Annotated in this window: 18 protein-coding genes, 2 tRNA genes and 1 pseudogene; 14 read left to right on the top strand and 7 right to left on the bottom strand. The window is 42.7% G+C overall.

The genetic code is table 11. The features are described 5' to 3' along the window. Positions 1-119: 119 nt before the first annotated feature. Positions 120-1,148: pseudogene (locus GBN19_RS07675) on the bottom strand (O-acetylhomoserine aminocarboxypropyltransferase/cysteine synthase family protein); the annotation flags it as partial. A 266-nt stretch (positions 1,149-1,414) separates the two neighbouring features. Here GBN19_RS07675 and ettA point away from each other — a divergent pair. Further along, complete coding sequence (gene ettA, locus GBN19_RS07670; protein ID WP_151777713.1) at positions 1,415-3,076, top strand: energy-dependent translational throttle protein EttA; 1,662 nt, start codon at positions 1,415-1,417, stop codon at positions 3,074-3,076. Positions 3,077-3,116: 40 nt separating this feature from the next. Here ettA and GBN19_RS07665 read toward each other — a convergent pair whose 3' ends face one another. After that, the gene (locus GBN19_RS07665; protein WP_151777712.1) at positions 3,117-3,488 is read right to left on the bottom strand and encodes a tetratricopeptide repeat protein; all 372 of its coding nucleotides are present in this window, start codon (positions 3,486-3,488) and stop codon (positions 3,117-3,119) included. Positions 3,489-3,632: 144 nt separating this feature from the next. On the opposite strand from GBN19_RS07665, the gene GBN19_RS07660 reads away from it, so the two are divergent. The 5 genes from GBN19_RS07660 (at position 3,633) to GBN19_RS07640 (ending at position 10,929) form a co-directional block, all read left to right on the top strand. Next, positions 3,633-4,076: a cation efflux protein, CzcI-like gene (locus GBN19_RS07660; protein ID WP_228271231.1), complete on the top strand. Its 444-nt coding sequence runs from the start codon at positions 3,633-3,635 to the stop codon at positions 4,074-4,076. 48 nt (positions 4,077-4,124) lie between these two features. Beyond that, a complete protein-coding gene (locus GBN19_RS07655) occupies positions 4,125-5,534 on the top strand; it encodes a TolC family protein (RefSeq protein ID WP_000021706.1) in 1,410 nt (469 codons plus the stop codon). Further along, positions 5,534-6,742: an efflux RND transporter periplasmic adaptor subunit gene (locus tag GBN19_RS07650; protein ID WP_000111950.1), complete on the top strand. Its 1,209-nt coding sequence runs from the start codon at positions 5,534-5,536 to the stop codon at positions 6,740-6,742. Before GBN19_RS07655 ends, GBN19_RS07650 begins: the two co-directional genes overlap by 1 nt. After that, on the top strand, positions 6,732-9,890 hold the full coding sequence (locus tag GBN19_RS07645; RefSeq protein WP_151708451.1) for an efflux RND transporter permease subunit: 3,159 nt from the start codon (positions 6,732-6,734) through the stop codon (positions 9,888-9,890). The genes GBN19_RS07650 and GBN19_RS07645 overlap by 11 nt, the downstream gene beginning before the upstream one ends. A gap of 130 nt (positions 9,891-10,020) precedes the next feature. Next, positions 10,021-10,929 (top strand): cation diffusion facilitator family transporter, encoded by a 909-nt coding sequence (locus GBN19_RS07640; protein ID WP_151777711.1) that lies wholly within the window; start codon positions 10,021-10,023, stop codon positions 10,927-10,929. A gap of 4 nt (positions 10,930-10,933) precedes the next feature. Here the strand turns inward: GBN19_RS07640 and GBN19_RS07635 are convergent, their stop codons facing one another. From GBN19_RS07635 to GBN19_RS07615, 5 genes are all read right to left on the bottom strand, one after another. After that, positions 10,934-11,272 carry a hypothetical protein gene (locus GBN19_RS07635; protein WP_151777710.1) on the bottom strand — a complete coding sequence of 113 codons (339 nt, stop codon included), beginning with the start codon at positions 11,270-11,272 and terminating at the stop codon, positions 10,934-10,936. A gap of 104 nt (positions 11,273-11,376) precedes the next feature. Beyond that, positions 11,377-11,452: transfer RNA gene (locus tag GBN19_RS07630), tRNA-Glu, on the bottom strand. 25 nt (positions 11,453-11,477) lie between these two features. Beyond that, a tRNA-Ala gene (locus tag GBN19_RS07625) sits at positions 11,478-11,553 on the bottom strand. Positions 11,554-11,607: 54 nt separating this feature from the next. Then, positions 11,608-13,119 (bottom strand): glutamate--tRNA ligase, encoded by a 1,512-nt coding sequence (gene gltX, locus GBN19_RS07620; RefSeq protein WP_151777709.1) that lies wholly within the window; start codon positions 13,117-13,119, stop codon positions 11,608-11,610. 112 nt (positions 13,120-13,231) lie between these two features. Continuing rightward, entirely contained in the window at positions 13,232-13,516 is a 285-nt protein-coding gene (locus tag GBN19_RS07615) for a hypothetical protein (RefSeq protein ID WP_151708455.1), read from the bottom strand. A gap of 363 nt (positions 13,517-13,879) precedes the next feature. Between GBN19_RS07615 and GBN19_RS07610 the strand changes: the two genes are divergently transcribed. From GBN19_RS07610 to GBN19_RS07575, 8 genes are all read left to right on the top strand, one after another. Then, a complete protein-coding gene (locus GBN19_RS07610; RefSeq protein ID WP_228271233.1) occupies positions 13,880-14,866 on the top strand; it encodes a sulfate ABC transporter substrate-binding protein in 987 nt (328 codons plus the stop codon). A gap of 169 nt (positions 14,867-15,035) precedes the next feature. After that, positions 15,036-15,950: a 16S rRNA (cytosine(1402)-N(4))-methyltransferase RsmH gene (rsmH, locus tag GBN19_RS07605; RefSeq protein WP_151708457.1), complete on the top strand. Its 915-nt coding sequence runs from the start codon at positions 15,036-15,038 to the stop codon at positions 15,948-15,950. 10 nt (positions 15,951-15,960) lie between these two features. After that, a complete protein-coding gene (gene ftsL / locus GBN19_RS07600) occupies positions 15,961-16,296 on the top strand; it encodes a cell division protein FtsL (RefSeq protein ID WP_151708458.1) in 336 nt (111 codons plus the stop codon). Between the two features lie 10 nt (positions 16,297-16,306). Beyond that, entirely contained in the window at positions 16,307-18,127 is a 1,821-nt protein-coding gene (ftsI, locus tag GBN19_RS07595) for a penicillin-binding protein PBP3 (protein ID WP_151777707.1), read from the top strand. 13 nt (positions 18,128-18,140) lie between these two features. Beyond that, a complete protein-coding gene (locus GBN19_RS07590; RefSeq protein ID WP_151777706.1) occupies positions 18,141-19,640 on the top strand; it encodes a UDP-N-acetylmuramoyl-L-alanyl-D-glutamate--2,6-diaminopimelate ligase in 1,500 nt (499 codons plus the stop codon). 5 nt (positions 19,641-19,645) lie between these two features. After that, the gene (locus tag GBN19_RS07585; RefSeq protein WP_151777705.1) at positions 19,646-21,043 is read left to right on the top strand and encodes a UDP-N-acetylmuramoyl-tripeptide--D-alanyl-D-alanine ligase; all 1,398 of its coding nucleotides are present in this window, start codon (positions 19,646-19,648) and stop codon (positions 21,041-21,043) included. Next, positions 21,044-22,162 (top strand): phospho-N-acetylmuramoyl-pentapeptide-transferase, encoded by a 1,119-nt coding sequence (mraY, locus tag GBN19_RS07580; RefSeq protein WP_151777704.1) that lies wholly within the window; start codon positions 21,044-21,046, stop codon positions 22,160-22,162. It begins immediately after the preceding gene. 72 nt (positions 22,163-22,234) lie between these two features. Further along, entirely contained in the window at positions 22,235-23,047 is an 813-nt protein-coding gene (locus GBN19_RS07575; RefSeq protein WP_151777703.1) for a putative RNA methyltransferase, read from the top strand. Positions 23,048-23,056: the final 9 nt, after the last annotated feature.

The raw sequence follows: 23,056 nt of genomic DNA, 5'->3' as shown, positions 1-23,056 counted from the left end.
AACAATATATTCAACAACAGCAGACACCGCATTAGCAATCCTAGCTAATCCCCACAAGGGGGACTAGCGGATTGCAGCCTTATATCCCCGCCCTAAAGGGCGAGGTTTTACGGCTATACGGATAAAATTGCAGAAGGTTTACCTTGTACGTATTTTTTTGCTAAAGCATGCTGTGGATGCTCAGGCAGACCTGCGTAGTTGACCCATTTAACTTTTGGATGTTGTTGCAGGTATTCAGCAATTCGTTGTGCATTTTCAGTGTGGCGTTGCATGCGTAAGGATAAGGTTTCCAAACCTTGTAAAATCAGAAAAGCATTAAATGGGCTAATCGCCGCACCTGTGTTGCGTAACGGAACAACGCGCGCCCGTGCAATATATGCCGCTTCGCCCAAGGCTTCGACATAGTTGACACCGTGGTAGCTTGGATCTGGGGTATTTAACGATTTAAAGCGTTCAGGATATTGTCCCCACGGAAATTTACCACTGTCGATAATAATTCCACCAATGCTGTTGCCATGTCCGCCAATATATTTTGTCAGTGAGTGGACAATAATATCGGCACCAAATTCAAATGACTTTTGTAAGATCGGCGTGGCGACGGTGTTATCGACCACCACAGGAATACCATGTGCATGCGCAATCTCGGCAATTCTTTCTAAATCAATAATATTGCCTAGCGGATTACCAATCGATTCAACAAATACCAGTTTGGTTTTTTCATCAATCAGCGATGCAAGTTGATCAGGTTGTTGATCATCAAAGAAACGTACTTCGATACCTTGCTTCGGCAGGGTGTGGGCAAACAGGTTGTATGTGCCACCATATAACGTCGAAACCGATGCAATATTGTCACCTGCTTCAGTGATGGTCTGAATGGCGTACGTAATCGCCGCCATCCCTGATGCTAACGCCAGTGCCCCAATCCCACCTTCGAGCGCAGCAATACGTTGTTCCAACACGGCTGTAGTCGGATTCATGATGCGGGTATAAATATTACCCTGAACTTTCAGATCAAATAAGTCTGCGCCATGTTGAGTATTATCAAATGCATACGAGGTGGTTTGGTAAATCGGAACAGCCACCGCTTTGGTGCTGGCTTCAGGGTGATAACCTGCATGAATAGCAAGGGTTTCGTCTTTCAGGCTCATGTCGTTTTCTTGTCCTATGTATTTATATTCATTGAGTTTAAGGATTTTAAAGAGACTGCTCTATAAGCTTTTATGCGTTACTTATCTTAAATTTTGCAATCAATTGCTTCCCATAACAGTATAGCTCAAAGCATTTACAATGAATTGTCACAAACTGCTGCCATGATCTAGGCGATAGTCTTATGTTTTTGCCTGATTCATCGTATAATGCGAGCAATTTTTGTCGCGGTTTGCGATGTGTTGCTTTTTCAATTGAGGAGTCCTAAGTGGCCCAATATATTTATACGATGAACCGAGTGTCGAAGATGGTTCCGCCTAAGCGCGAAATCCTCAAAGACATCTCTTTATCATTCTTTCCGGGTGCCAAAATTGGTGTACTCGGTCTTAACGGTGCAGGTAAATCGACCCTACTCCGAATTATGGCGGGCGTAGACAAAGATTTCTCAGGTGAAGCACGTGCACAACCAGGAATTAAAATTGGCTATCTAGAACAAGAACCACCACTAGACCCAAATAAAGATGTGCGTGGCAACGTTGAAGATGGCGTACGTGAAGCCCTCGATGCTTTGGCACGCCTAGATCAAGTATTTGCTGAATATGCAGAACCTGATGCAGACTTTGATGCCTTAGCCAAAGAGCAAGAAAAACTGGAAGGCATTATCCACGCTTGGGATGCACATAACCTCAACAACCAGCTTGAAATCGCTGCGGATGCATTGAATCTTCCTGCATGGGATGCCGATGTTAGCCTGCTTTCAGGTGGTGAGCGCCGTCGTGTTGCGCTTTGCCGTTTGTTATTGTCTAAGCCAGACATGTTGCTTCTTGACGAACCAACCAACCACTTGGATGCTGAGTCGGTTTCTTGGTTGGAACGCTTCCTGAAAGATTTCCCAGGCACGATTGTGGCGATTACGCATGACCGTTATTTCCTAGATAACGTCGCCGAGTGGATCTTGGAGCTTGACCGCGGACACGGTATTCCTTACCAAGGTAACTATTCTTCTTGGCTTGAACAGAAAAATGCCCGTTTAGAGCAGGAAAACAAACAAGAAGAATCTTTTGCTAAAGCATTGAAAAAAGAACTTGAATGGGTTCGTTCAAATGCCAAAGGTCAGCAAAAGAAAAACAAAGCGCGTATGGAGCGTTTTGAAGAGCTTAACTCTCGTGAATTCCAGCAACGTAATGAAACTTCTGAAATCTACATTCCACCTGGCCCGCGTCTAGGCAACAAGGTTGTAGAAGTTGAAGGGATCAGCAAATCGTTTGACGGTCGCTTGTTGTATGAAAACTTGTCATTCACTGTGCCACCAACAGCAATTGTCGGTATCGTGGGGCCAAACGGTGCGGGTAAAACCACACTATTCCGTATGATGACAGGTGAGCAACAACCTGACACAGGTACGGTGACTTTGGGTGATTCGGTGAAAGTGGCGTATGTGGGTCAGATTCGTGACACACTGGATGACAACAAAACCGTTTGGGAAGAAGTGTCTGGCGGTTTAGACATCTTGAAAGTTGGCGATTACGAGATTGCTTCTCGTGCTTATATCGGTCGCTTTAACTTCAAAGGTCAAGATCAGCAAAAACGCGTGGGTGAATTGTCAGGGGGTGAGCGTAACCGTTTACAACTTGCTAAAATCTTGCAGCAAGGTGCGAACGTCATCTTACTGGATGAACCATCGAACGATTTGGACGTAGAAACTTTACGTGCGCTTGAAGACGCGATTTTGGTGTTCCCAGGAACAGTGATGGTCGTTTCGCATGACCGTTGGTTCTTAGACCGTATTGCGACGCACATCTTGTCATTTGAAGATGAACAGCCAGAATTCTACACAGGTAACTATACCGAGTTTGAAGCTTACCGCCGTTCTAAATTAGGTGATGATGCTCAGCCACACCGTAAAAAATACAAAAAAATTAGCGGTTAATTGTCGCTCACTTAAAAAACCAGCTTTCGAGCTGGTTTTTTTATGAAAAATAGCTTTGCTGAAACTGATGATCCAATACTTGTTGTGCTGATAAATGACCATGGTTTGCAGCAAGTTCTAGCCACTTTTTAACTTTGGTAATATCTTGCTTTAAACCGAGTTGTCCATGTAAATAGCAAAGTGCCAGTTGATACTGTGCTTCAGGATAGCCACGACTTGCGGCACTTAAATAATTCCAAAGTGCATTGCGTTGATAATTGTATTCTAGTGTCTGCTCAGGATGTTGTTGGAGTAAGTCCTGATAATGCTGTGCTTCCAGAAACTCATCCATGGCTTCTGTACTTTGAATCGGTAGCTGATCATCTGATACAAGTAAATGAAACTTATCAAATAAATTGTGAATCTTAAACATTGTCTATCCTCCGTTGATATGAATGTTGATGGTTTTTTTATTGTTATATTTCTCCTGATGTGCTGCTTTTATCTTCAATATAGCGCTGAGTTTCTGTCTTGAATAGCACTGCTGATTTAAATTTTTTCAAATTGCGTTCAGCACATGATTTGGTTATACTCGGCACGATTGGTGCTGTTGTTCATGGAAATCATGTCACGTTTAACGGTTTGGGTCATGCTACTGGCTGGTTTGTTTACATTTCAAAGTGTTTGGAATGTAGCTGCGGCATTTTGCACTCATGAAAACCAAGCTGTGATTCAGCAACCCCTAACAGAACACTTTGGACATCACCAACTGGCATTAGAGCATCAAGCACAACATGCGAAGGTATTGACTGCGATACAAGATTCGCCTGATGTTCAAGATCATAGTGACCATTTACCGTCATTTTCACCTGTGATGACCGTGGCACAAGCGCATATGCTTGTTCCGCATCATATTTCTACGCAAGTACTACGGCATTATGACTGGAACAATTTATACCAGTCGCCTGACTTGTTTGCCGCCAATCCACCGCCTGTTTTTGCCCCGCTATTGGTGGGGTAGCCGAAAAATAACCCACCAGAAATATTATTTATTTCATAGGGTTACTTTATGTCTATTTTTTTATACGAAAAACGTTTCGTTAGTCTGAGCTCATCTTGGATACTTAAATCATTAGTTGTTGCGGTTGCGCTTTCAACTAGTGTTGTAACAACTGCGGCTAATTCAAATCAAAACCTTGCTGAAAATACTCAACCGCAGCGTATACAGAATGTTTTAACGTTTGAGCAAGTACTAGAGCAGGTTAAGCAATTTCAGACACAAACAGGAATTTGGCAAGCTCAACAAGATATCGCAGAGAGCAATATCAGACAGAGCCAGTTATGGGAAAATCCGACGGTTTCTGTACAGCAAACGGGTTTTAAATCTGGAAAAGATCAGGAACTAGAACTTGGTATATCGCAAAAACTAGATGTTTTTGGTGTACGTTCCGCAGCAAAAAAACTGGCAAGTGTCCAGCAAAATCAAGTTGAGTTAAATCAGGTTTTATATGATGCTCAGCTAAAGCTTGCTGTCAAATATTTATGGTCACAAGTTTCGATTTTGGAGCTTGAACATGAAGTTGCTAAAGCCCAGTTAAGAACGAGTAAGAACCTTTTAGATGCTACTCGTTTACGCTTTCAGGCCGGTAGTATTGCTCAGGTTGATTTAGACCGGACTTTAATGACGCATGTTGAAAACCAACGTTTATATCAGGAAGTTGAATTATCACTAAGTAGTGCCAAAAGAAAATTGGCGAACTTATGGGGTGAGACTGAAGATAACTTCACCTTACGGCCAGATATAAAAAGTGCGTGGCCTTTAAAAAATGAAGGTGACATCGATCAATACTTAAAACAGAATTTGTTAGAACAGTCCATGCGACTTCAAGCCATCCAACAAAATTCTGAAATTAATTATTTAAAAGCAAAAAATCGTCCAACACCTACCGTAAATATGGGCGTAGTTCGTAGTAAAACCGCAGAAACGAGCAGTACCGAAAATCAGATACGAGTAGGTATTGCGGTTCCTTTAAACATTTTTAATCGCCAGCAATATGCGCTGAAAGTTGCCCAAAGCAAACTCAATTTAATTGATCAGCAGCAAAGCTTTTATAAAAAGCAAAGTCTGAATTCTATTCGTACTCTACAGTACGAGTTAGCGGGTTTGAAGCAGCAATATAACTTGATGAATGAGCAACAGATTCCTTTATCAGAGACGGTACAGGAGAAAATGTTGCTTGGCTTTAAAGTTGGTAAATTTGCAATTACCGATGTTCAGCAATCTACCCTTCAATTACAAGAACAACGCTTGAAAAAAGTTCAACTTCTTAAATCTGCTTGGCAAAAAGCAATTGAGGCAGAAAGTTTAGCTCTCGGGATCGATCCAAACATGGTGATGTCTGGAGATGCATTAAATCAAATTAATCAAAATTTATGGCAAGACACCTATAAGTTGCCGACAGTTGGAGGGGCAGAGTAATGTCAGTGAAGAAAATGAAAAACCAATGGCTTATTGCTCTTTTGTTGTTGATTGTCTGTCTTGCTTTAAGTGCTTGGTTATTTTTCTCTGGAAAAAAACAGTCCAATACCGAAAAAAGTGAAGAAGGGCATGCAGAAGGTGAAGCTGGCCATGGTGAGTCTGAAAAAGAGGAAGGAAGTTTAAACCTGACTTCTAAGCAACTGGTTGAATATGGTGTGAAGTTAGAGCAAGTAGGGCGTGGAGAAGTTGAGCAGAGCCTTTCTTATCCTGCCAAACTTGTCGTAAACACAGACCAGCAAGCACATGTCTCTTCAACTTTTTCTGCACGAGTAGACAGCGTAAATGTTGCACTGGGACAACAAGTTGAAAAGGGTCAGGCACTTGCGACTTTATTTGTGCCAGATTTAGTCGATCAACAAGCCAATTTAAGCATGGCGCAAGAAGCGTTGACATTAGCGCAGCAAGATTATCAGCGTGAAAAGCAATTGTGGGAACAAGGTGTTTCAGCACGTCAAGATTATCAGAAAGCTTACAATGCTTATCGTCAGGCGCAAATTCAGGTGCAGGCTGCAAATAGCCGTTTAAGTGCCTTGGGAGCAAATCGCTCAAGTAAAGGTCGATATGTTTTGACTGCACCTTTAAGCGGTGTAATCAGTAATAAAGATATTGTGATTGGTGAGCAAATTGGTCCTGACAAACAGTTATTTGTTATTGATCGTCTAGATCAGTTATGGGTTGAGTTTGTGCTACCAAGTGCAAATACCGATATTCAGCCTAATCAGGAAATTGAATTTAAGTCGCTGCAAACGAATAATATTTTCAAAGCACAGGTGCAAAGCCTAACTTCAGAAGCAGATACTCAAACTGGTCGTTTACAGGTTCGTGCCAAGGTACTGACACCTTCAAAAGAACTACGTCCTAACTTAATGGTCAACGTGTTACTGAAACAAAATAATGCAGCGACTGTATTACGGGTTAACAAGGCAGCGGTACAACAGATTGATGGAAAGAATGTGGTCTTTATTGCAAAACAGGAGAAGGACAAAATTCATTTTGCTCCTGTTGCGGTAGAGTTAGGCAATTATTCTTCAGATGCACAATGGGTCGAGGTTAAATCAGGAATTACTGAAAAGCAGCAATATGTGGCTCAAGGTAGCTTCTTGCTCAAGTCCGAACTTGAAAAAGGGGAGGCTGAGCATGGACATTAATAAACCTGATTTGCCAGAGGCTGAAGGTTTGTTTGATCGGATCATTCAGTTTTCAATTAATAACGCCATTTGGGTCATGATGTTTGTCATTGCTTGGATTGGTGTCGGAATTTATAGCTACCAAAAACTTTCAATTGATGCCGTGCCAGATATCACCAACGTACAGGTACAAATCAATAGTCAGGCTAATGGTTTTACGGCACCTGAAGTTGAGCAAAGGATTACTTATCCGATTGAAAATGCCATGTCCGGCATTCCAAATCTGGAGCAGACGCGTTCAATTTCCAGATATGGTCTTTCTCAGGTCACGATTATCTTTAAAGATGGTACAGATATTTACTGGGCAAGACAGTTAATTAACCAGCGTTTACAAGAAGCTAAGAGTGCTTTACCCGATAGCATTGACCCACAAATGTCTCCAATTTCAACTGGACTGGGTGAGATTTATCAATGGGTGGTAAAAGCAGAGCCAAATGCCAAAAAAGCAGATGGTTCAGCCTATAGCGCGATGGATCTACGTGAAATTCAAGACTGGATTATTCGTCCTCAGTTACAACGCGTACAAGGGGTAGCCGAGGTTAATAGTATTGGTGGATATAACAAAACCTATGTGGTTTCACCAGATCTGACGCGGTTACAGCAGTTGCAGATTCCACTCACTGACTTACAGGATGCGCTTCAAAATAACAATGAAAACCGCGGTGCTGGATTTATTGAAGAGAATGGTCAGCAACTCACAGTTCGTGTTCCGGGTATGCTGACGTCGATACAAGACATTCAGAATGTTACGGTCGCAACTAAAAACGGTTTACCTATACGGGTTGCTGATGTGGCTTCAGTATCGATTGGTCATGACTTGCGTACTGGTGGTGCGACCTATAATGGACAGGAAACTGTTTTAGGTATCGCCATGATGATGATGGGTGAAAACAGTAAAACCATTGCCAAAGCGATTGATCAGAAAGTTCAAGAAATTCAAAAATCACTCCCACAGGGTGTTGTGATTGAAACAGTCTATGATCGTAGTAGTCTCGTAGATAAAGCGATTAAAACGGTAGCCAAAAATTTGATTGAAGGGGCGATTTTAGTCATTGTTATCCTTTTCATTTTTTTAGGAAACTTTCGCGCCGCTTTAATCACCGCTTGTATTATTCCCTTGGCAATGCTTTTTACCTTAACGGGTATGGCAGAACAAAAAATCAGTGCTAACCTCATGAGCTTAGGAGCTTTAGACTTCGGGATCATTGTCGATGGGGCAGTTGTTATTGTTGAAAACTGTATTCGGCGTTTAGCTGAAGCACAGCATTTAAAAGGTCGTTTATTAACACGTTCAGAACGTTTTACAGAGGTCTTCCTTGCAGCTAAACAGGCACGACGCCCATTAATATTTGGTCAGATCATTATTATGGTCGTATACCTACCAATTTTTGCTCTGGCAGGCGTAGAAGCAAAAATGTTCCATCCTATGGCAATGACGGTTGTCCTAGCGCTATTGGGTGCAATTATTCTATCTGTGACCTTTGTGCCGGCTGCTGTCGCTTTGTTTGTTACGGGTGAAGTGAAGGAAAAAGAAAGCCGCTGGATGATGACCTTGAAAAAAGGTTATGCAGGCTTACTCGATAAAGCATATGCTTTCCGATATGTTGTTGTCACAGCAGCGGTCAGCATCTTGATTTTGACAAGTGCAATTGCAACACGAGTAGGTAGTGAGTTCGCACCTCAGTTAAGTGAAGGTGATTTTGCTCTGCAACTCATGCGTGCACCGAGCACTGGCATAGAAGAGTCACTTAAGATTCAGGAGAATGTGGAAAAGCAGTTATTGAAAGCTTTTCCCGAAATTAAAGCCATTTTTGCCAGAACAGGAACGGCCGAGGTTGCTACGGATGTGATGCCTCCTAATATTTCTGATGGTATTGTGCTATTAAAACCACACGATCAGTGGCCAAACCCTAAAGAAACAATAGATGAATTGCGTGCCAGAATGCTGCAATTCGTGAACCAGATTCCTGGTAATAACAGTGAATTCTCACAACCAATTGAACTACGTTTTAATGAGCTTATTTCAGGTGTACGAAGTGATATTGGCGTGAAAGTTTTTGGGGACGATATGCCGGTCCTCAATCAGGAAGCGGAGAAAATAGCTCAACAATTACGTAGTATTCAAGGTGCTAGTGAAGTCAAAGTTGAACAGACTGACGGTTTACCATTACTGAATGTAGATGTTGATCATGCATTGGCTGCCCAATACGGATTATCAGTTAAATCGATTCAGGATATCGTGGCTGCCAGTATTGGCGGGCAGAGTGTAGGGCAAATTTTACAGGGGGATCGACGTTTCGATTTTGTGATTCGTTTGCAGGAAAACATGCGTACGCCTCAGCAGTTAGCTCAGTTACCGATTCGCTTACCAAATGGAGGTCTGATTCAGTTACAAGACGTCGCTAAGGTTGAGAATATTTTAGGCCTTGCTCAAGTAAGTCGTGAAAATGGTAAACGCCGTGTTGTTGTGACAGCAAATGTGCGTGATCGGGACCTTGGGTCTTTTGTACAAGAAATGCAAAGCAAGCTATCACAGCAAAAGTTACCTAGCGGTTATTGGTTAGGCTATGGCGGACAGTTTGAGAATCTTGCTTCTGCTACTGCAAGAATGCAAATCGTCGTACCTATGGCACTCATCATGATCTTTGTGTTACTGATGGCTGTATTTAGCAATTTTAAAGATAGCTTACTGGTATTTAGTGGTGTTCCTTTCGCTTTATCCGGTGGACTAGTCGCTTTATGGTTGAGGGATATTCCACTTTCCATGTCTGCTGGGGTTGGGTTCATCGCTTTATCCGGTGTTGCTGTATTGAATGGTCTGGTCATGCTCACGTTTATTAAAGAGCTAAGAACAACCTTAAATGTTCATGCGGCAACTTGGAAAGGAGCGGTATTACGATTACGTCCAGTATTAATGACAGCATTCGTAGCTTCACTTGGTTTCATTCCGATGGCCTTGGCGACAGGAACCGGAGCAGAAGTACAACGACCTTTGGCAACGGTTGTAATTGGTGGCATTATTTCATCTACGATATTAACTTTGGTTTTATTACCGGTCATTTATCGATGGATGAATGAAAGCAAAGCAAAAAACGCTGAGCATTCATAATGTCATCGTTTTGAGATATCTTTTTTGATGACAGCGTCAATTCAAAAAAGTATTTGAAAGAGGTAAAAGTAAAATGTATCTATTGTTACTTTTACCTCTCCATAAAGATAAATAATAAGGAGTCCGCAAAATGGGTGGACAACATAGTCATGATCATAGTCATGCTGTAGTGACTGAAGGTAATGCTAAGAAATTAATGATTGCTTTAGCACTGACTTCAACATTTTTAATTGTTGAAGTCGTTGCTGGTTTAATCACGCAAAGTTTGGCATTACTCTCTGACGCTGCGCATATGTTTACTGATGCAGCTGCTCTGGCAATTGCTTTGGTTGCAATTCAGATCGCGAAGCGCCCAGCCGATAATAAACGTACTTTTGGTTATCAGCGCTTTGAAATTCTGGCTGCATTATTTAATGCGCTCATGCTCTTCGTGGTGGCGATTTATATTTTATATGAAGCCTATATCCGCTTCTCTAAGCCGCCTGAAATTCAAAGTGTGGGTATGCTCATTGTGGCAACCATTGGTTTGGTGATTAACCTCATCTCAATGAAAATCCTCATGTCGAGTGCCAATAATAGCTTAAATGTGAAAGGTGCTTATTTAGAGGTGTTGAGTGATGCACTAGGCTCGGTTGGCGTTATCATTGGTGCAGTTGTGATTTATTTCACCAACTGGTACTGGGTCGATACGATTATTGCGGTATTGATTGGTTTTTGGGTATTACCAAGAACATGGGTTTTACTTAAACAAAGTATCAATATTTTGCTCGAAGGTGTACCTGATGAAATTGATATTGAGGCACTACGTCAAGACTTGCTCTCACTGGAGGGTGTGGAAAGTATTCATCAGTTAAAAGTTTGGGCAATCAGCTCGAAGAATATTCACCTTGCGGTACATTTATATGCCCCACAGGCCGAGCGTAATCATTTGTATGATGAAGCTACCGAAATGCTGACACATCGTTATGGCATTCGGCAGGTGACTTTACAGATTGAAGAAAATCCCTGCCATTCTCATGAACATTTACATCAGCATTAAGGTTTTATAAATGCCATTCATGGTGACAGTCACGGCATTTCCACGCTTTTTGTGACTGCAAGAAACCTTGCATCGACACTTTAAAGTTGGGTAGCTGACGCCAAAACAGTAAGCCTGAGCCCACAGTCACAATAAAGACCACAACCGTTGCGATTTGTAGAATCGGGCTTGCACCATCAGCAAAAATCCACATCACTATACTGGCGACCACAAGCAGTAATAACAGGAAAATAGAAAATACCAACACCACCAGACTTTTTGGAATTTCTGGACGGACAGCATTTGAACCTTGAGCAACAGGCATAATTTTAGCGCTTTGGCATTGTGGGCAACGGTATTGCATAAACACTCCCAAATCAATTTATGGTTATTTTAGCGAACTTCATGACAAAGCAAAAAGTTGAGTCGAAAAAAAACCACTGATCAGGTCAGTGGTTTTTTAGAATTTGGCGTCCCTACGGGGATTCGAACCCCGGTTACCGCCGTGAAAGGGCGATGTCCTAGGCCTCTAGACGATAGGGACTTATTGAGGCAACACTTCTGAGGTTTGGTGGAGCCAAGCGGGATCGAACCGCTGACCTCTACAATGCCATTGTAGCGCTCTACCAACTGAGCTATGACCCCAGTCTGTGTGAGCGCAATATTAGGGGCATTCCACTCACACGTCAAGCAAGAATATTACTCAGTCGCTTCAGTTGCTTCATTTTTCGGCAATTGAATGCTTTCATTGAGTTTTTCCCAAACTTTAAGCTCTTTTTTGCTTGGGACACCCATGATTTCAAGGGCACGACGCAGGCGAGCATAAGTTAAGTCTGGGCCAATAGTGACCATCGCTTGCATCACAGGGGTAGAACTGGTTGAACCTGCAATCGCAATAAAGAACGCTGGCATAAAGTCACGCAGTTTAATGCCCATTTGGTTGGCTAAATCCATCAGGATTTGGCTGACCGTATCATTGTTCCATGTGAAGGTTTTTTCCAGACGCCAGATAGCAAACTGTAAGCTTTGACGGACTTGTTCTTGGCTGAGTTTTTTGCTTTCAAACATTTCAGCGGTGATGTTTGGCATGTGGTTGAAGTAGAATGCTGACCAGTTTACTGCTTCAGACAACAAGTTGATTCGTGGTTGAATCGCTGCGGCAATATCTTCCAGTTTTTTGCTGTCATTTTGCCAAGTCAAAATACGCTCAAGCAGTTGAATCGGGCTTAAACCTTTAATCCACTGACCATTCAACCAGTTGAGTTTGTCTACATCAAACACTGGACCACCCAAAGACACACGATGAATATCAAAATTGTCCATCATGTCTTGTAAGGTAAACACTTCACGCTCGTCAGGCATTGACCAGCCCATACGACCCAAGTAGTTCAACAAGGCTTCTGGTAATACACCGATGTCACGGTAGTAGTTGATTGATGTCGGGTTTTTACGTTTAGACAGTTTTGATTTGTCTGGGTTACGCAATAACGGCATGTGGCATAGCTGTGGCATGTCCCAACCGAAATATTGGTAAAGCAACTGGTGTTTTGGTGCAGAAGGTAACCATTCTTCACCACGGAAGACATGGGTAATTTGCATCAAATGGTCATCGACCACGTTTGCCAAGTGGTAGGTTGGTAGACCGTCAGTTTTCAGCAAAATTTGCATATCCACTTGTGCCCAAGGAATATCGACTTCACCACGCAGTAAATCATTGACCTTACAAATGCCTTCTTCGGGCACTTTCATACGAATTACATGGGGTTCACCCGCTTCAAGGCGACGCTGAACTTCTTCTTGTGAAAGTTTTAGACCGCGACCATCGTATTTTGGAGATTCACCACGTGCTTGCTGTTCTGCGCGCATTTGATCGAGTTCTTCTGCGCTGGCAAAACAGTAAAATGCATGTCCTTTTGCCACCAACTCTAAAGCATATTGTTTGTAGATATGCATACGTTCAGACTGACGGTAAGGTGCATGTGGACCACCAACATCTGGCCCCTCAGACCATTCGATCCCTAACCAGCGCAATGAATCCAAAATCATTTTTTCTGATTCAGGCGTTGAACGTAGCTGATCAGTATCTTCGATACGTAAAATAAACTCACCGCCATGCTGTTTGGCAAAGCACAAGTTAAATAATGCGATATAAGCTGTACCTACATGAGGGAAGCCTGTAGGAGAGGGTGCGATACGAGTACGGACTTTCATAATGGATTCAGTTTTAAACTCTAATGCGGGCTATTATAACGAAAAAAGCCCTGTAAAACGTGAAAAAACCAACGTAATACAAGGCAAGATTTGAATTGATCGGTGCTACGAATTAAGAGTCGCGTGTTGGAAATAATGCTTGAAGAAGTCGAGAGAAGCGTTCATGTTGGTAAGCGAAAAAACTTTGGCTTGGTTGGACGTGAATGGCATTTAAAATCTTGATGCTGTCGAGATCTGAATTAATTGCTTTGGTATTTTGCTTTTGTTTGCTGAGTTCTTTTTCAATTAAAGATGAAGGGTGCGTACTTTGGGTTTTGTTTTGGATGACATTGGCATAGCTTGCAGTTGCTCCTGCACTGAGGCACAGCCCTAAAATTACACCACGAAAATATGTCATAGACCCAAACTCCAAAAGTTGAAATCGCCTGTTGTTGTTATACCTTGCTTACAATGAATGTATTGCTGTCACTTCATAGCCACTATAGCGTACATTCATATAAAAAAAGTGAATATTTTTTACAAAATACCTACATGCTTAGGCAGAATGTTGTTGAACGTTGCACAACTGCTGTTTTAGCAGAGGAATATGTAGTCATCATGGAGTATTGCGCAAAAGCCAAGATTACATTGTAACGTGCATAGTGAAAAAAACATCAAAGCTTAGAATAAAACATTATAAATCAATGATATTTTAAAAATATCCAAAATCCGTATAGTGATCTTAAGCGTATTTTGAGAATAAGAAATGAAAAAACAGTGGATGATGGGTGGGCTATTGGCATTTTTAATGGGAAGTAGTGCATGGGTACATGCAGATAGAAGCTTTTTAAATGTCTCTTATGATCCGACTCGTGAATTTTATCAAGAATACAATCGGGTTTTTGGACAATATTGGCTCAAGCGCACAGGTGAAAAGGTCGATTTTAAACAGTCGCATGGTGGCTCGGGCAAGCAGGCACGTGCAGTTGCTTCAGGTTTACAAGCAGATGTTGTGACCTTAGCGCTTGCCAATGATATTGATGAAATTGCCAATGCAGGCTATATCCGTAAAGACTGGCAAAATCAGTTCCCACAACATTCGGCACCGTACACCTCAACAGTGGTTTTTTTGGTACGAAAAGGCAACCCGAAGAAAATTCACGACTGGAATGATCTTACTCGCTCAGGTGTGGAAATTATTACGCCAAATCCAAAAACGGGAGGTGCTCCTCGTTGGATTTATTTGGCAGCATGGGGTTATGCACTGAAACAACCCGCAGGGAACGATGCTAAAGCGCGTGAACTAGTGTCTAAACTGTATCACAATGTAAAAGTATTGGACTCAGGGGCACGAGGTTCACTGACCACATTTGCTGAGCGAGGTATTGGTGATGTGTTGCTGACATGGGAAAATGAAGCATTATTGGCTCAAAATACTTTGGGTAAAGGTGAATATCAAATCGTTTATCCTTCAGTTTCTATTTTGGCTGAACCATCGGTCGCAATTGTTGATAAAACCGTCGATAAAGATGGTAATCGCTTATTGGCAAAAGGGTATTTAAACTTTTTGTATTCACCACAAGGACAAGCTTTGGCTGCCAAATATAATTTCCGTCCACGCAATGCCAAAGTTGCTCAGCAGTACGCTGCTAAGTTCCCGAAAATTAAATTATTTACCATTGATCAGGTTTTTGGTGGTTGGGCTAAAGCGCAAAAAATCCATTTTGCCAATGGTGGAGTTTTTGATCAGATTTATCGTCAACCGTGAAAGAACTGCTCCAATCGGCTTGGAGCAGGCAATTGATTTGCTGATTTTTTTAACAAACAACGGAAATAACTATCGCAAAATAATATTTCCCTACAAAAAGCCGTTTGGAACTTGCGTGAAACCTAGAGATAATGTGCAATTACGTTTTTAACTCTCGATTTCCGTTCGTATGTCTCATATTTCTGTATTGCTCCATGAAACTATTGATGCTTTGTTAGCAGATCGCCATACAGGAATTTATGTCGATGCCACGTTTGGGCGTGGTGGACATAGCCGTTTACTCTTATCAAAACTCGATGCCAATAGCCGTGTTTATGCTTTTGACAAAGATCCTCAAGCTTTAGCTGTTGCTGCCGAATTAGAACAACAAGATTCACGTTTTAAAATTATTCATGCCAGCTTTGCCGATGTCCAACAAGAATTAACAGCTTTAGGGTTAGATACTGTGGATGGCATCATGGCAGATTTAGGCGTGTCCTCTCCGCAGCTCGATCAGGCTGAACGTGGTTTTAGTTTTATGCAAGATGGCCCTTTAGATATGCGTATGGATAATTCGCAAGGGCAAACTGCCAGCGAATGGTTAATGCAAATTGAAGAAGAGGCGCTCGCTAACATTATTTTTCAGTATGGTGAAGAGCGCTATAGCCGCCGTATTGCCCGTGCCATTAAACAGGCGGGTGAAATCACTACAACAGCACGATTGGCGGAAATTGTCAAAACGGCTCATCCTAAGTGGGAAAAAAATAAACATCCTGCAACTCGAACTTTCCAAGCGATTCGGATTGCGATTAACAAAGAACTCGATGATATCGAAATTTTTCTCCCACAAGCGGTCAATATGCTATCTGCACATGGACGCTTAGCTGTGATTAGTTTCCATTCTTTAGAAGATCGTTTGATTAAACAATTTATTCAGAAAGAATCAACTTTGCCAGAAGATAGCGGCTGGGGAATGCCTCAACAGCAGATCGATACCCGCCGTTTAAAGAAAATTTCACGCATTCGTGCAAGTGAACAAGAAGTAAAAAGTAATCCGCGCTCACGTAGTGCATGGTTACGTGTGGCTGAACGATTAGAGCAATAAAAGGCACGCCATGAATACAGAGGTTGTTGAAGAAAAATCCACTAAAGACCGGACAGTTGTTAAAAAAGCGCTGACCTATTTTGTTTTGATTGCCTTGATTTTTATCAGTGCGATCATGGTGGTCTTTGAAGTCTATGAATACCGATATGACTATCGGCAAATGAGTAGTTTGCTGCGCAATGAAGATGATCTAAATGCAGAATGGGGGCGTTTGTTGATTGAGCAGCAAACCTTTGGGGCAACAGCTCAAATCGGTACACGTGCAGTGACCCAACTTCGAATGTATTCACCACCTCCATCAGATACTGTGGTGATTTCTCTTCCTTCCACAGCACAGCAAAAGTAAGGTCAGTTCAATGACTGAAAAACGAATGAATTTAAAACGTAAAGCCAAACTTTCAGTGACTGAAAAGAGCGAAATTACTTTTGATCAGTGGCGCTTCTATTTGTTGTGGGGCATTGTGCTGTTTTGCTTTGTGGTCTTGGTCATCCGTGCATTTTATGTGCAGGTCATTAACCGTGACTTTTTGCAAAATAAGGCCAATGCCTTGATTTTGCGTGATGAAACGATCCGTGCTATGAGGGGCATTATTAGTGATCGTAATGGTGTGCCTTTGGCAATTAGCACCCCGATCATGAAAGTGGTGATGGATCCACGCGATTATTTTGAAAATAAAAAGCTTTATGACGATATGACCGCACCGTTAAAGCCGGGTGAACGTCGTAAACCGAAACAAAAATTACCAGACAAAAATTTCAATCTGGATGAACTTGCCAATATTGTCGGGGTTGATGCGGACTGGCTGAAAAAGCAAATGCAGGCACATCCACATTCACGTTATTTGGTTCTCAAAACTGAAGTGCCACCACCGCAAGCAGATTTTATTTTAAAACATAATTTCCAAGGGGTTTATACCGAAAAATCGTACAAGCGTTTTTACCCACAGCCCCAGCCAAATGCTCAAATTATTGGCTTGACCAATAATGATGGTAAAGGGGTCGAAGGCTTGGAAATGCAGCTCAATAAAAAACTCTCAGGAGTGAATGGGCTGCAAGTCAATATTCGAGATAAATACGGTAATCGTGTCAAAGACCCTGAAGTGGTGAAACCTGTACAGGCGGGTGAAAACTTTACCCTAAGCATTGATTCACGTTTGCAGTACATCATGTATCGAGAGTTGACTGCGGCAGGAATTGCCAATAATGCACGTTCAGCAACAGCAATTGCGGTTGATGTCAAAACAGGTGAAATCTTGGCGATGAGCAGTTGGCCATCGTATAACCCAAATGATAAAGCCAGTTTGAACAACAAGGATGCCATGCGTAACCGTGGTGCGATTGACATGTTTGAACCGGGTTCAACCATGAAACCTTTTACTATTTCAGCAGCATTAGAAAGTGGTAAATATACAGCCAACAGTGTCATTAATACGGCTCCTGGCTCCATGAGAATTGGCAATCATATTATTCATGATACCCATAATTATGGTGCATTGACCTTGGCAGGGGTAATTATCAAATCCTCCAACGTCGGGGCGGCAACGATTGCATTGTCATTGCCAACACCAACCATTCCAACTTTCTTTAAACGTGTCGGCTTTGGTCAACGTTCTGCGGTACATTTTCCAGGGGAAAGTGCAGGTTTAATCTTGCCATCAAAATACTGGAATATGTCCGAGATTGGCACAATGGCTTATGGTTATGGTCTCAATGCAACTGTTTTACAGTTGGTACAAGGTTATGCCATGTTGGCAAATCATGGGGTAGAGATGCCACTCACCTTGTATAAGCTGAACAAACCTGCTCAGGGGAAACAAGTGCTTGATCCTAAGATTGCAGATCAAGTGGTACTGATGATGGAGCAAGTGACTCAACCTGGTGGTACAGCAACACAGGCACAGATTCCGGGTTATCGTGTGGCAGGTAAAACAGGGACAGCGCATAAATTGAATGCAGACCGCCGTGGTTATTCGAAGACAGAATATCGTGCATTGTTTGCAGGGGTTGCACCTGTGAGTAATCCTCGTATTGCGATGGTTGTCGTGGTGGAAAACCCGCAAGGTACATATTATGGGGGTACGGTTTCTGCCCCTGTATTTGCGCGAACCATGCAGGAATTCTTACGCCTGTTAGACGTTCCTTTAGATAAACCTTTACAAGCCCCTAAAATTCAATAATTGGTGAGTTTTCATGTCGATTACGTTGCAACAGATTTATCCTGTTGAGTCAGTTCAACCTTGGATGACCCAAGCATTTGATGGGTTTTGTTTAGACAGTCGTGCTGTGGAAGCAGGGCAGATTTTTATTGCACTGACCAGCTATTCACAACCTGAAAAAACCTTAGCTTTTGCTCAAGCAGCATTGCAACGAGGTGCGATTGGCGTGATTGCAGAGCAGGCTTTGGCACTAGAAAACTGTTTGGTCTGTCCAGATGTACGTCAACAAATGGGTGCATGGCAAAAAGCGTATTTACAGGCAACTGCACCGACTACAAATCTGCGTATTTTGGCAGTCACGGGAACCAATGGAAAAACCACCATTTCCCGTTTAATTGCGGAATTGATCAGTGCTCAAGAACAGCGTTGTGCGGTCATGGGAACAACAGGGAACGGGATTTTACCGAATCTAGAAACCTCGACACATACCACGGTTGATGCCATTCATCTGCAAAATTTATTACACAGTTATGCTGAACAGGGCGCAAATTTTGCCTCACTTGAAGCCAGTTCACATGGTTTGGAGCAAGGGCGCTTAAATGGCTGTGATATTGAAATTGCGGTGTATAGCAATTTAAGCCGCGACCATTTGGATTATCACAAAACAATCGAAGCATATGCCGAAGCTAAATCACGCTTGTTTGCATTCCCAACATTGAAATATGCAGTGATTAATCTGGATGATGAACATTCTGATGTAATGCTGAATGCAGCCCGTCATAATTCGGCACAACCGAAAATTTTCACTTATGCAATTCAACAACATGCTGATTTTTATGTTTCAGATCTGAGCTTTAGCTTGCAAGGTGCGTGTTTTACCTTACATAGTCCTGTAGGTCAATTTACTGTCAGTAGCCCATTGCTTGGTAAGTTCAATGTTGAAAACTTGTTAGCCAGTTTGATTGCAGCTTATGCGGCAGGTTTTGACTTGGCTGAATTGGTCGCTGCTGTTCCACAGTTAAAAGGTGCTCCAGGACGTATGCAGGTGTTGCGTGATCAACAGCGCTTGTTTGTGGTGGACTATGCACATACCCCTGATGCTTTGGTTCAGGTCTTGACCAGTTTACAGCGTCATGTTGAACACCGTTTATGGGCTGTTTTTGGCTGTGGTGGAGACCGTGACCGTGGTAAGCGTCCACTGATGGTTCAGGCAGCCCTTGCTCATGCTAATCCTGTGTTGTTGACCTCAGATAATCCCCGCACTGAAAACCCTGAGCAGATCTTTGCCGATATGAAACAGGGGATTGATTTTAGCCAGCACGAAGTCCATGAAATTCATGATCGCCGTGAAGCAATTAAGTTTGCGGTAGCGCAAGCGCAAGCAGGCGACATTGTGGTGATTGCAGGCAAAGGACATGAAAATTATCAGGAAATCGATGGCGTTCGTCATTGGTTTGATGATGTGGTAGAAGTAAAAGCGGCTATCGATCATCAGCATGGAATGCTTACCGCGTATTCAGCTTTGGAAAATTAACGCACATGCATACATCGACCACCAGCACTGTTCCCTTGATGCCTTGGACAGCGGCTGAACTCCAACAGGCGACACAAGGCTACTGGTATCAAGACCAGCAGCCTGAACAAACGATTAAGCGGGTTTTAACCGATTCACGTCATGCCGAAGCAGGCGATGCCTTTTTGGCGCTCAAAGGTGAGCGTTTCGATGCCCATGATTTTGTACAAAATGTTGCGGCACAAGGTTGTCAGGTTGTTATTGTAGAACGTCCGATTGAACAGCTTGACATTGCCCAATTGGTGGTTGCTGATACGCGTTTGGCTTTGGGACATTTGGGGCAATTTCGTCGTCAACAATTTCCTCATCTGAACGTCTTGGCACTGACAGGTAGCAGTGGTAAAACCACCACCAAAGAAATGCTCGGCAGCATTTTATCTCGTTTGGCTCCAACACTGATTACTCGTGGTAACCTCAATAACGATTTAGGTGTACCGATGATGTTATTGGAATTGCGTCCAGAACATCAGTATGCGGTGATGGAACTCGGTGCCAGTCATGTCGGTGAAATTGACTACACCTCAAATCTAGTACAGCCACAGGTGGCAGGCATTCTCAATATTGGGACTGCCCATTTAGGTGAATTTGGTGGGCGTGAAAAAATTTGCCAAGCCAAGTCAGAAATTTATCGTCACATTGCTGTTGGGGGGACATCCATTGTTCCAGCAGCAGATGATTTTACTGCACAAATCAATACGGCTGTTCAAACGGAAAGACGCTTAAGTTTTGGTGAAGGTGGTGATGTTTTTGCTGAGCAAATTCAACTGCATCCACAATCAGCCAGCTTTGTTCTCAATACGCCGCAAGGTTCAGCATCGGTTGAGTTGCCTTTTGCAGGATTACACAATGTGCAAAACGCTTTAGCGGCTTGTGCTTTTGCTTTAGCGATTGGTGTTTCCCTTGATGATGTGGTGCAAGGTTTACAGCAGGCGAAAGGGGCAAAAGGTCGCCTGAACTTTATTCAGCATGAACAATACTTATTGATTGATGATACGTATAATGCCAATCCAACATCAATGCGTGCTGCGGCTGAAGTTTTGACTCAACAACAGGGCATTAAAGTCATGGTGATGGGTGATATTGGTGAGTTGGGTGAATCTAGTCGCGATGAACATTTTGCATTGGGGCGTGATTTGGCAACTTGCAGTTTAGATTATCTTGTTGCAGTCGGTGAGTTTGCCAATGCTACACTTGCAGGTGCAGCGACATCACATTGTCATGCCTTTAAGACTCAAGCAGAAGCATTGTCCTTTTTAATCAATCTTGTAGACAAACATCAACCTCAGACCATGAGTTTCCTGTTTAAAGGTTCTCGTTATACCCATATGGAGACGTTGATGGCTGATTTGATGGAGACGCTTTAAATGCTGTTATGGTTGTTTGAACATTTGGCGGGATTTGACAGTTCCTTCAAAGTTGTTCGTTATTTGACATTACGTGCTTTGCTGAGTGTATTGACGGCATTGCTGATTGGGTTATTTCTCGGGCCAGTGATGATTCGCAAATTGCGTGCGTTGAAATACGGTCAAGCGGTCAGTTCTTTTGCACCAGAAAACCATGCCAAGAAAATGGGTACACCAACCATGGGTGGGGTATTAATCCTGCTTTCGATTGGAATTAGTACGTTACTTTGGGCAGATTTATCTAATCCGTATGTGTGGATTGTGCTTGGAGTCATGGTGATTTTTGGTGCGGTCGGTTGGGCTGATGACTGGATCAAAATCCGTTATAAAGACAATGCGGGTTTGCCTGCACGTAAGAAATTCTTTTGGACATCGGTGGCATCTTTAGGGGCTGGAATTGCCTTATATGTGATTGCAATCAATCAGCATAATCCTGTTTATACGCATAATATGCTGGATTTACTGATTCCATTCTTTAAACATCTGAGCATTCCATTTTCAGTGATTCCGTTTGGACTGGCGTTTATTGCCTTTACTTATCTGGTGATTAATGGGGCGTCCAATGCGGTGAACTTGACCGATGGTTTAGATGGTCTTGCGATCATGCCAGTCGTTTTGGTGGCAGCAGGGTTGGGTGTATTTGCTTACTTGTCTGGGGATGTTCGTTTTGCCAATTATTTGCATATTCCCTATATCAAATACTCGTCTGAACTGATTGTAATTTGTGCGGCTATGATTGGCGCAGGCTTGGCATTCTTGTGGTACAACGCGCATCCTGCACAAGTCTTCATGGGAGATGTTGGTGCGCTGGCACTCGGTGCAATGCTCGGTACAATTGCCGTAATGGTTCGTCAGGAAATTGTATTCGCCATCATGGGTGGTGTCTTTGTGATGGAAGCGATTTCGGTCTTCCTGCAAATTGGTTCATTACGCATGCGTAATAAACGCGTGTTTTTGATGGCACCCTTGCATCATCACTATGAAAAACAAGGTTGGAAAGAAACCCAAGTCGTGATTCGTTTCTGGATCATTACGATTATTCTGGTGGTTGTTGGCTTAATGACGTTAAAATTGCGTTAATCCCTAATCCATAGCAAAAAAGCTGGCTTCGGTCAGCTTTTTTATTTGTCCTTTCACTGGAGTTAAAACACGATGCAAGTGTTGATGTGCCCTGTTTGCCGAGATTCACTGACCTTAAATGCAAGAACGTGGCGTTGCCCGCAGGGGCATAGTTTTGATTTAGCCAAACAAGGCTATGTCAATTTGCATGTGGTGCAGCATAAGCACAGCAAACATCCGGGAGATACCCCAGAAGCAGTTGATGCGCGCCGTGCATTTTTATCGGCAGGTTTTTATGCGCCGCTACGTCAGGCTGTGGAGCAATTATTGGAGCGTTATCAGCCAAAAACATTGTTGGATATTGGTTGTGGAGAGGGGTATTACACCAGTGCCATGCAAGCTTATGTAGAACAGTGTTTCGGTGTGGATATTGCCAAAAGTGCCGTGCAACGTGCAGCGAAACTGAATCAAGCCGTAACTTGGGTGGTAGGAACAGGAGCAGTTTTACCTGCTTTAGATCAGTCGATTGATTTGTGCAGCAGTTTGTTTAGTCCAATTCCTCAGCCAGAAATTCTGCGCATTTTAAAAGATGATGGTTTGTGTTTGGTGGTGACGCCTGCACCTCGTCATTTATATGATTTACGCGAAGCTTTGTTTGAACAAGTCAATTTGCATGAGCCAGAAAAATTTGTGGCACAGATGAGTGAAAACTTTGAGTTGATTGAATCATCTATCGTTGATGCTGAACTCGATTTGCAGCAACAGGATATTATCAATTTACTTGCAATGACGCCTTATGCTTACAAAGCGAAACCTGAAAAACGTCAGGCTTTGGAACAGCGTGATCATTTGCAAGTTACAGCCAGTTTTCAGTTGTATTTATTTAAAAAGAAAGCCGTCATGTGACGGCTTTTT

The organism is Acinetobacter brisouii, assembly GCF_008993995.1.
Lineage (GTDB): Bacteria > Pseudomonadota > Gammaproteobacteria > Pseudomonadales > Moraxellaceae > Acinetobacter > Acinetobacter brisouii_A.
This window is presented reverse-complemented; position numbering and strand designations above follow the sequence as displayed.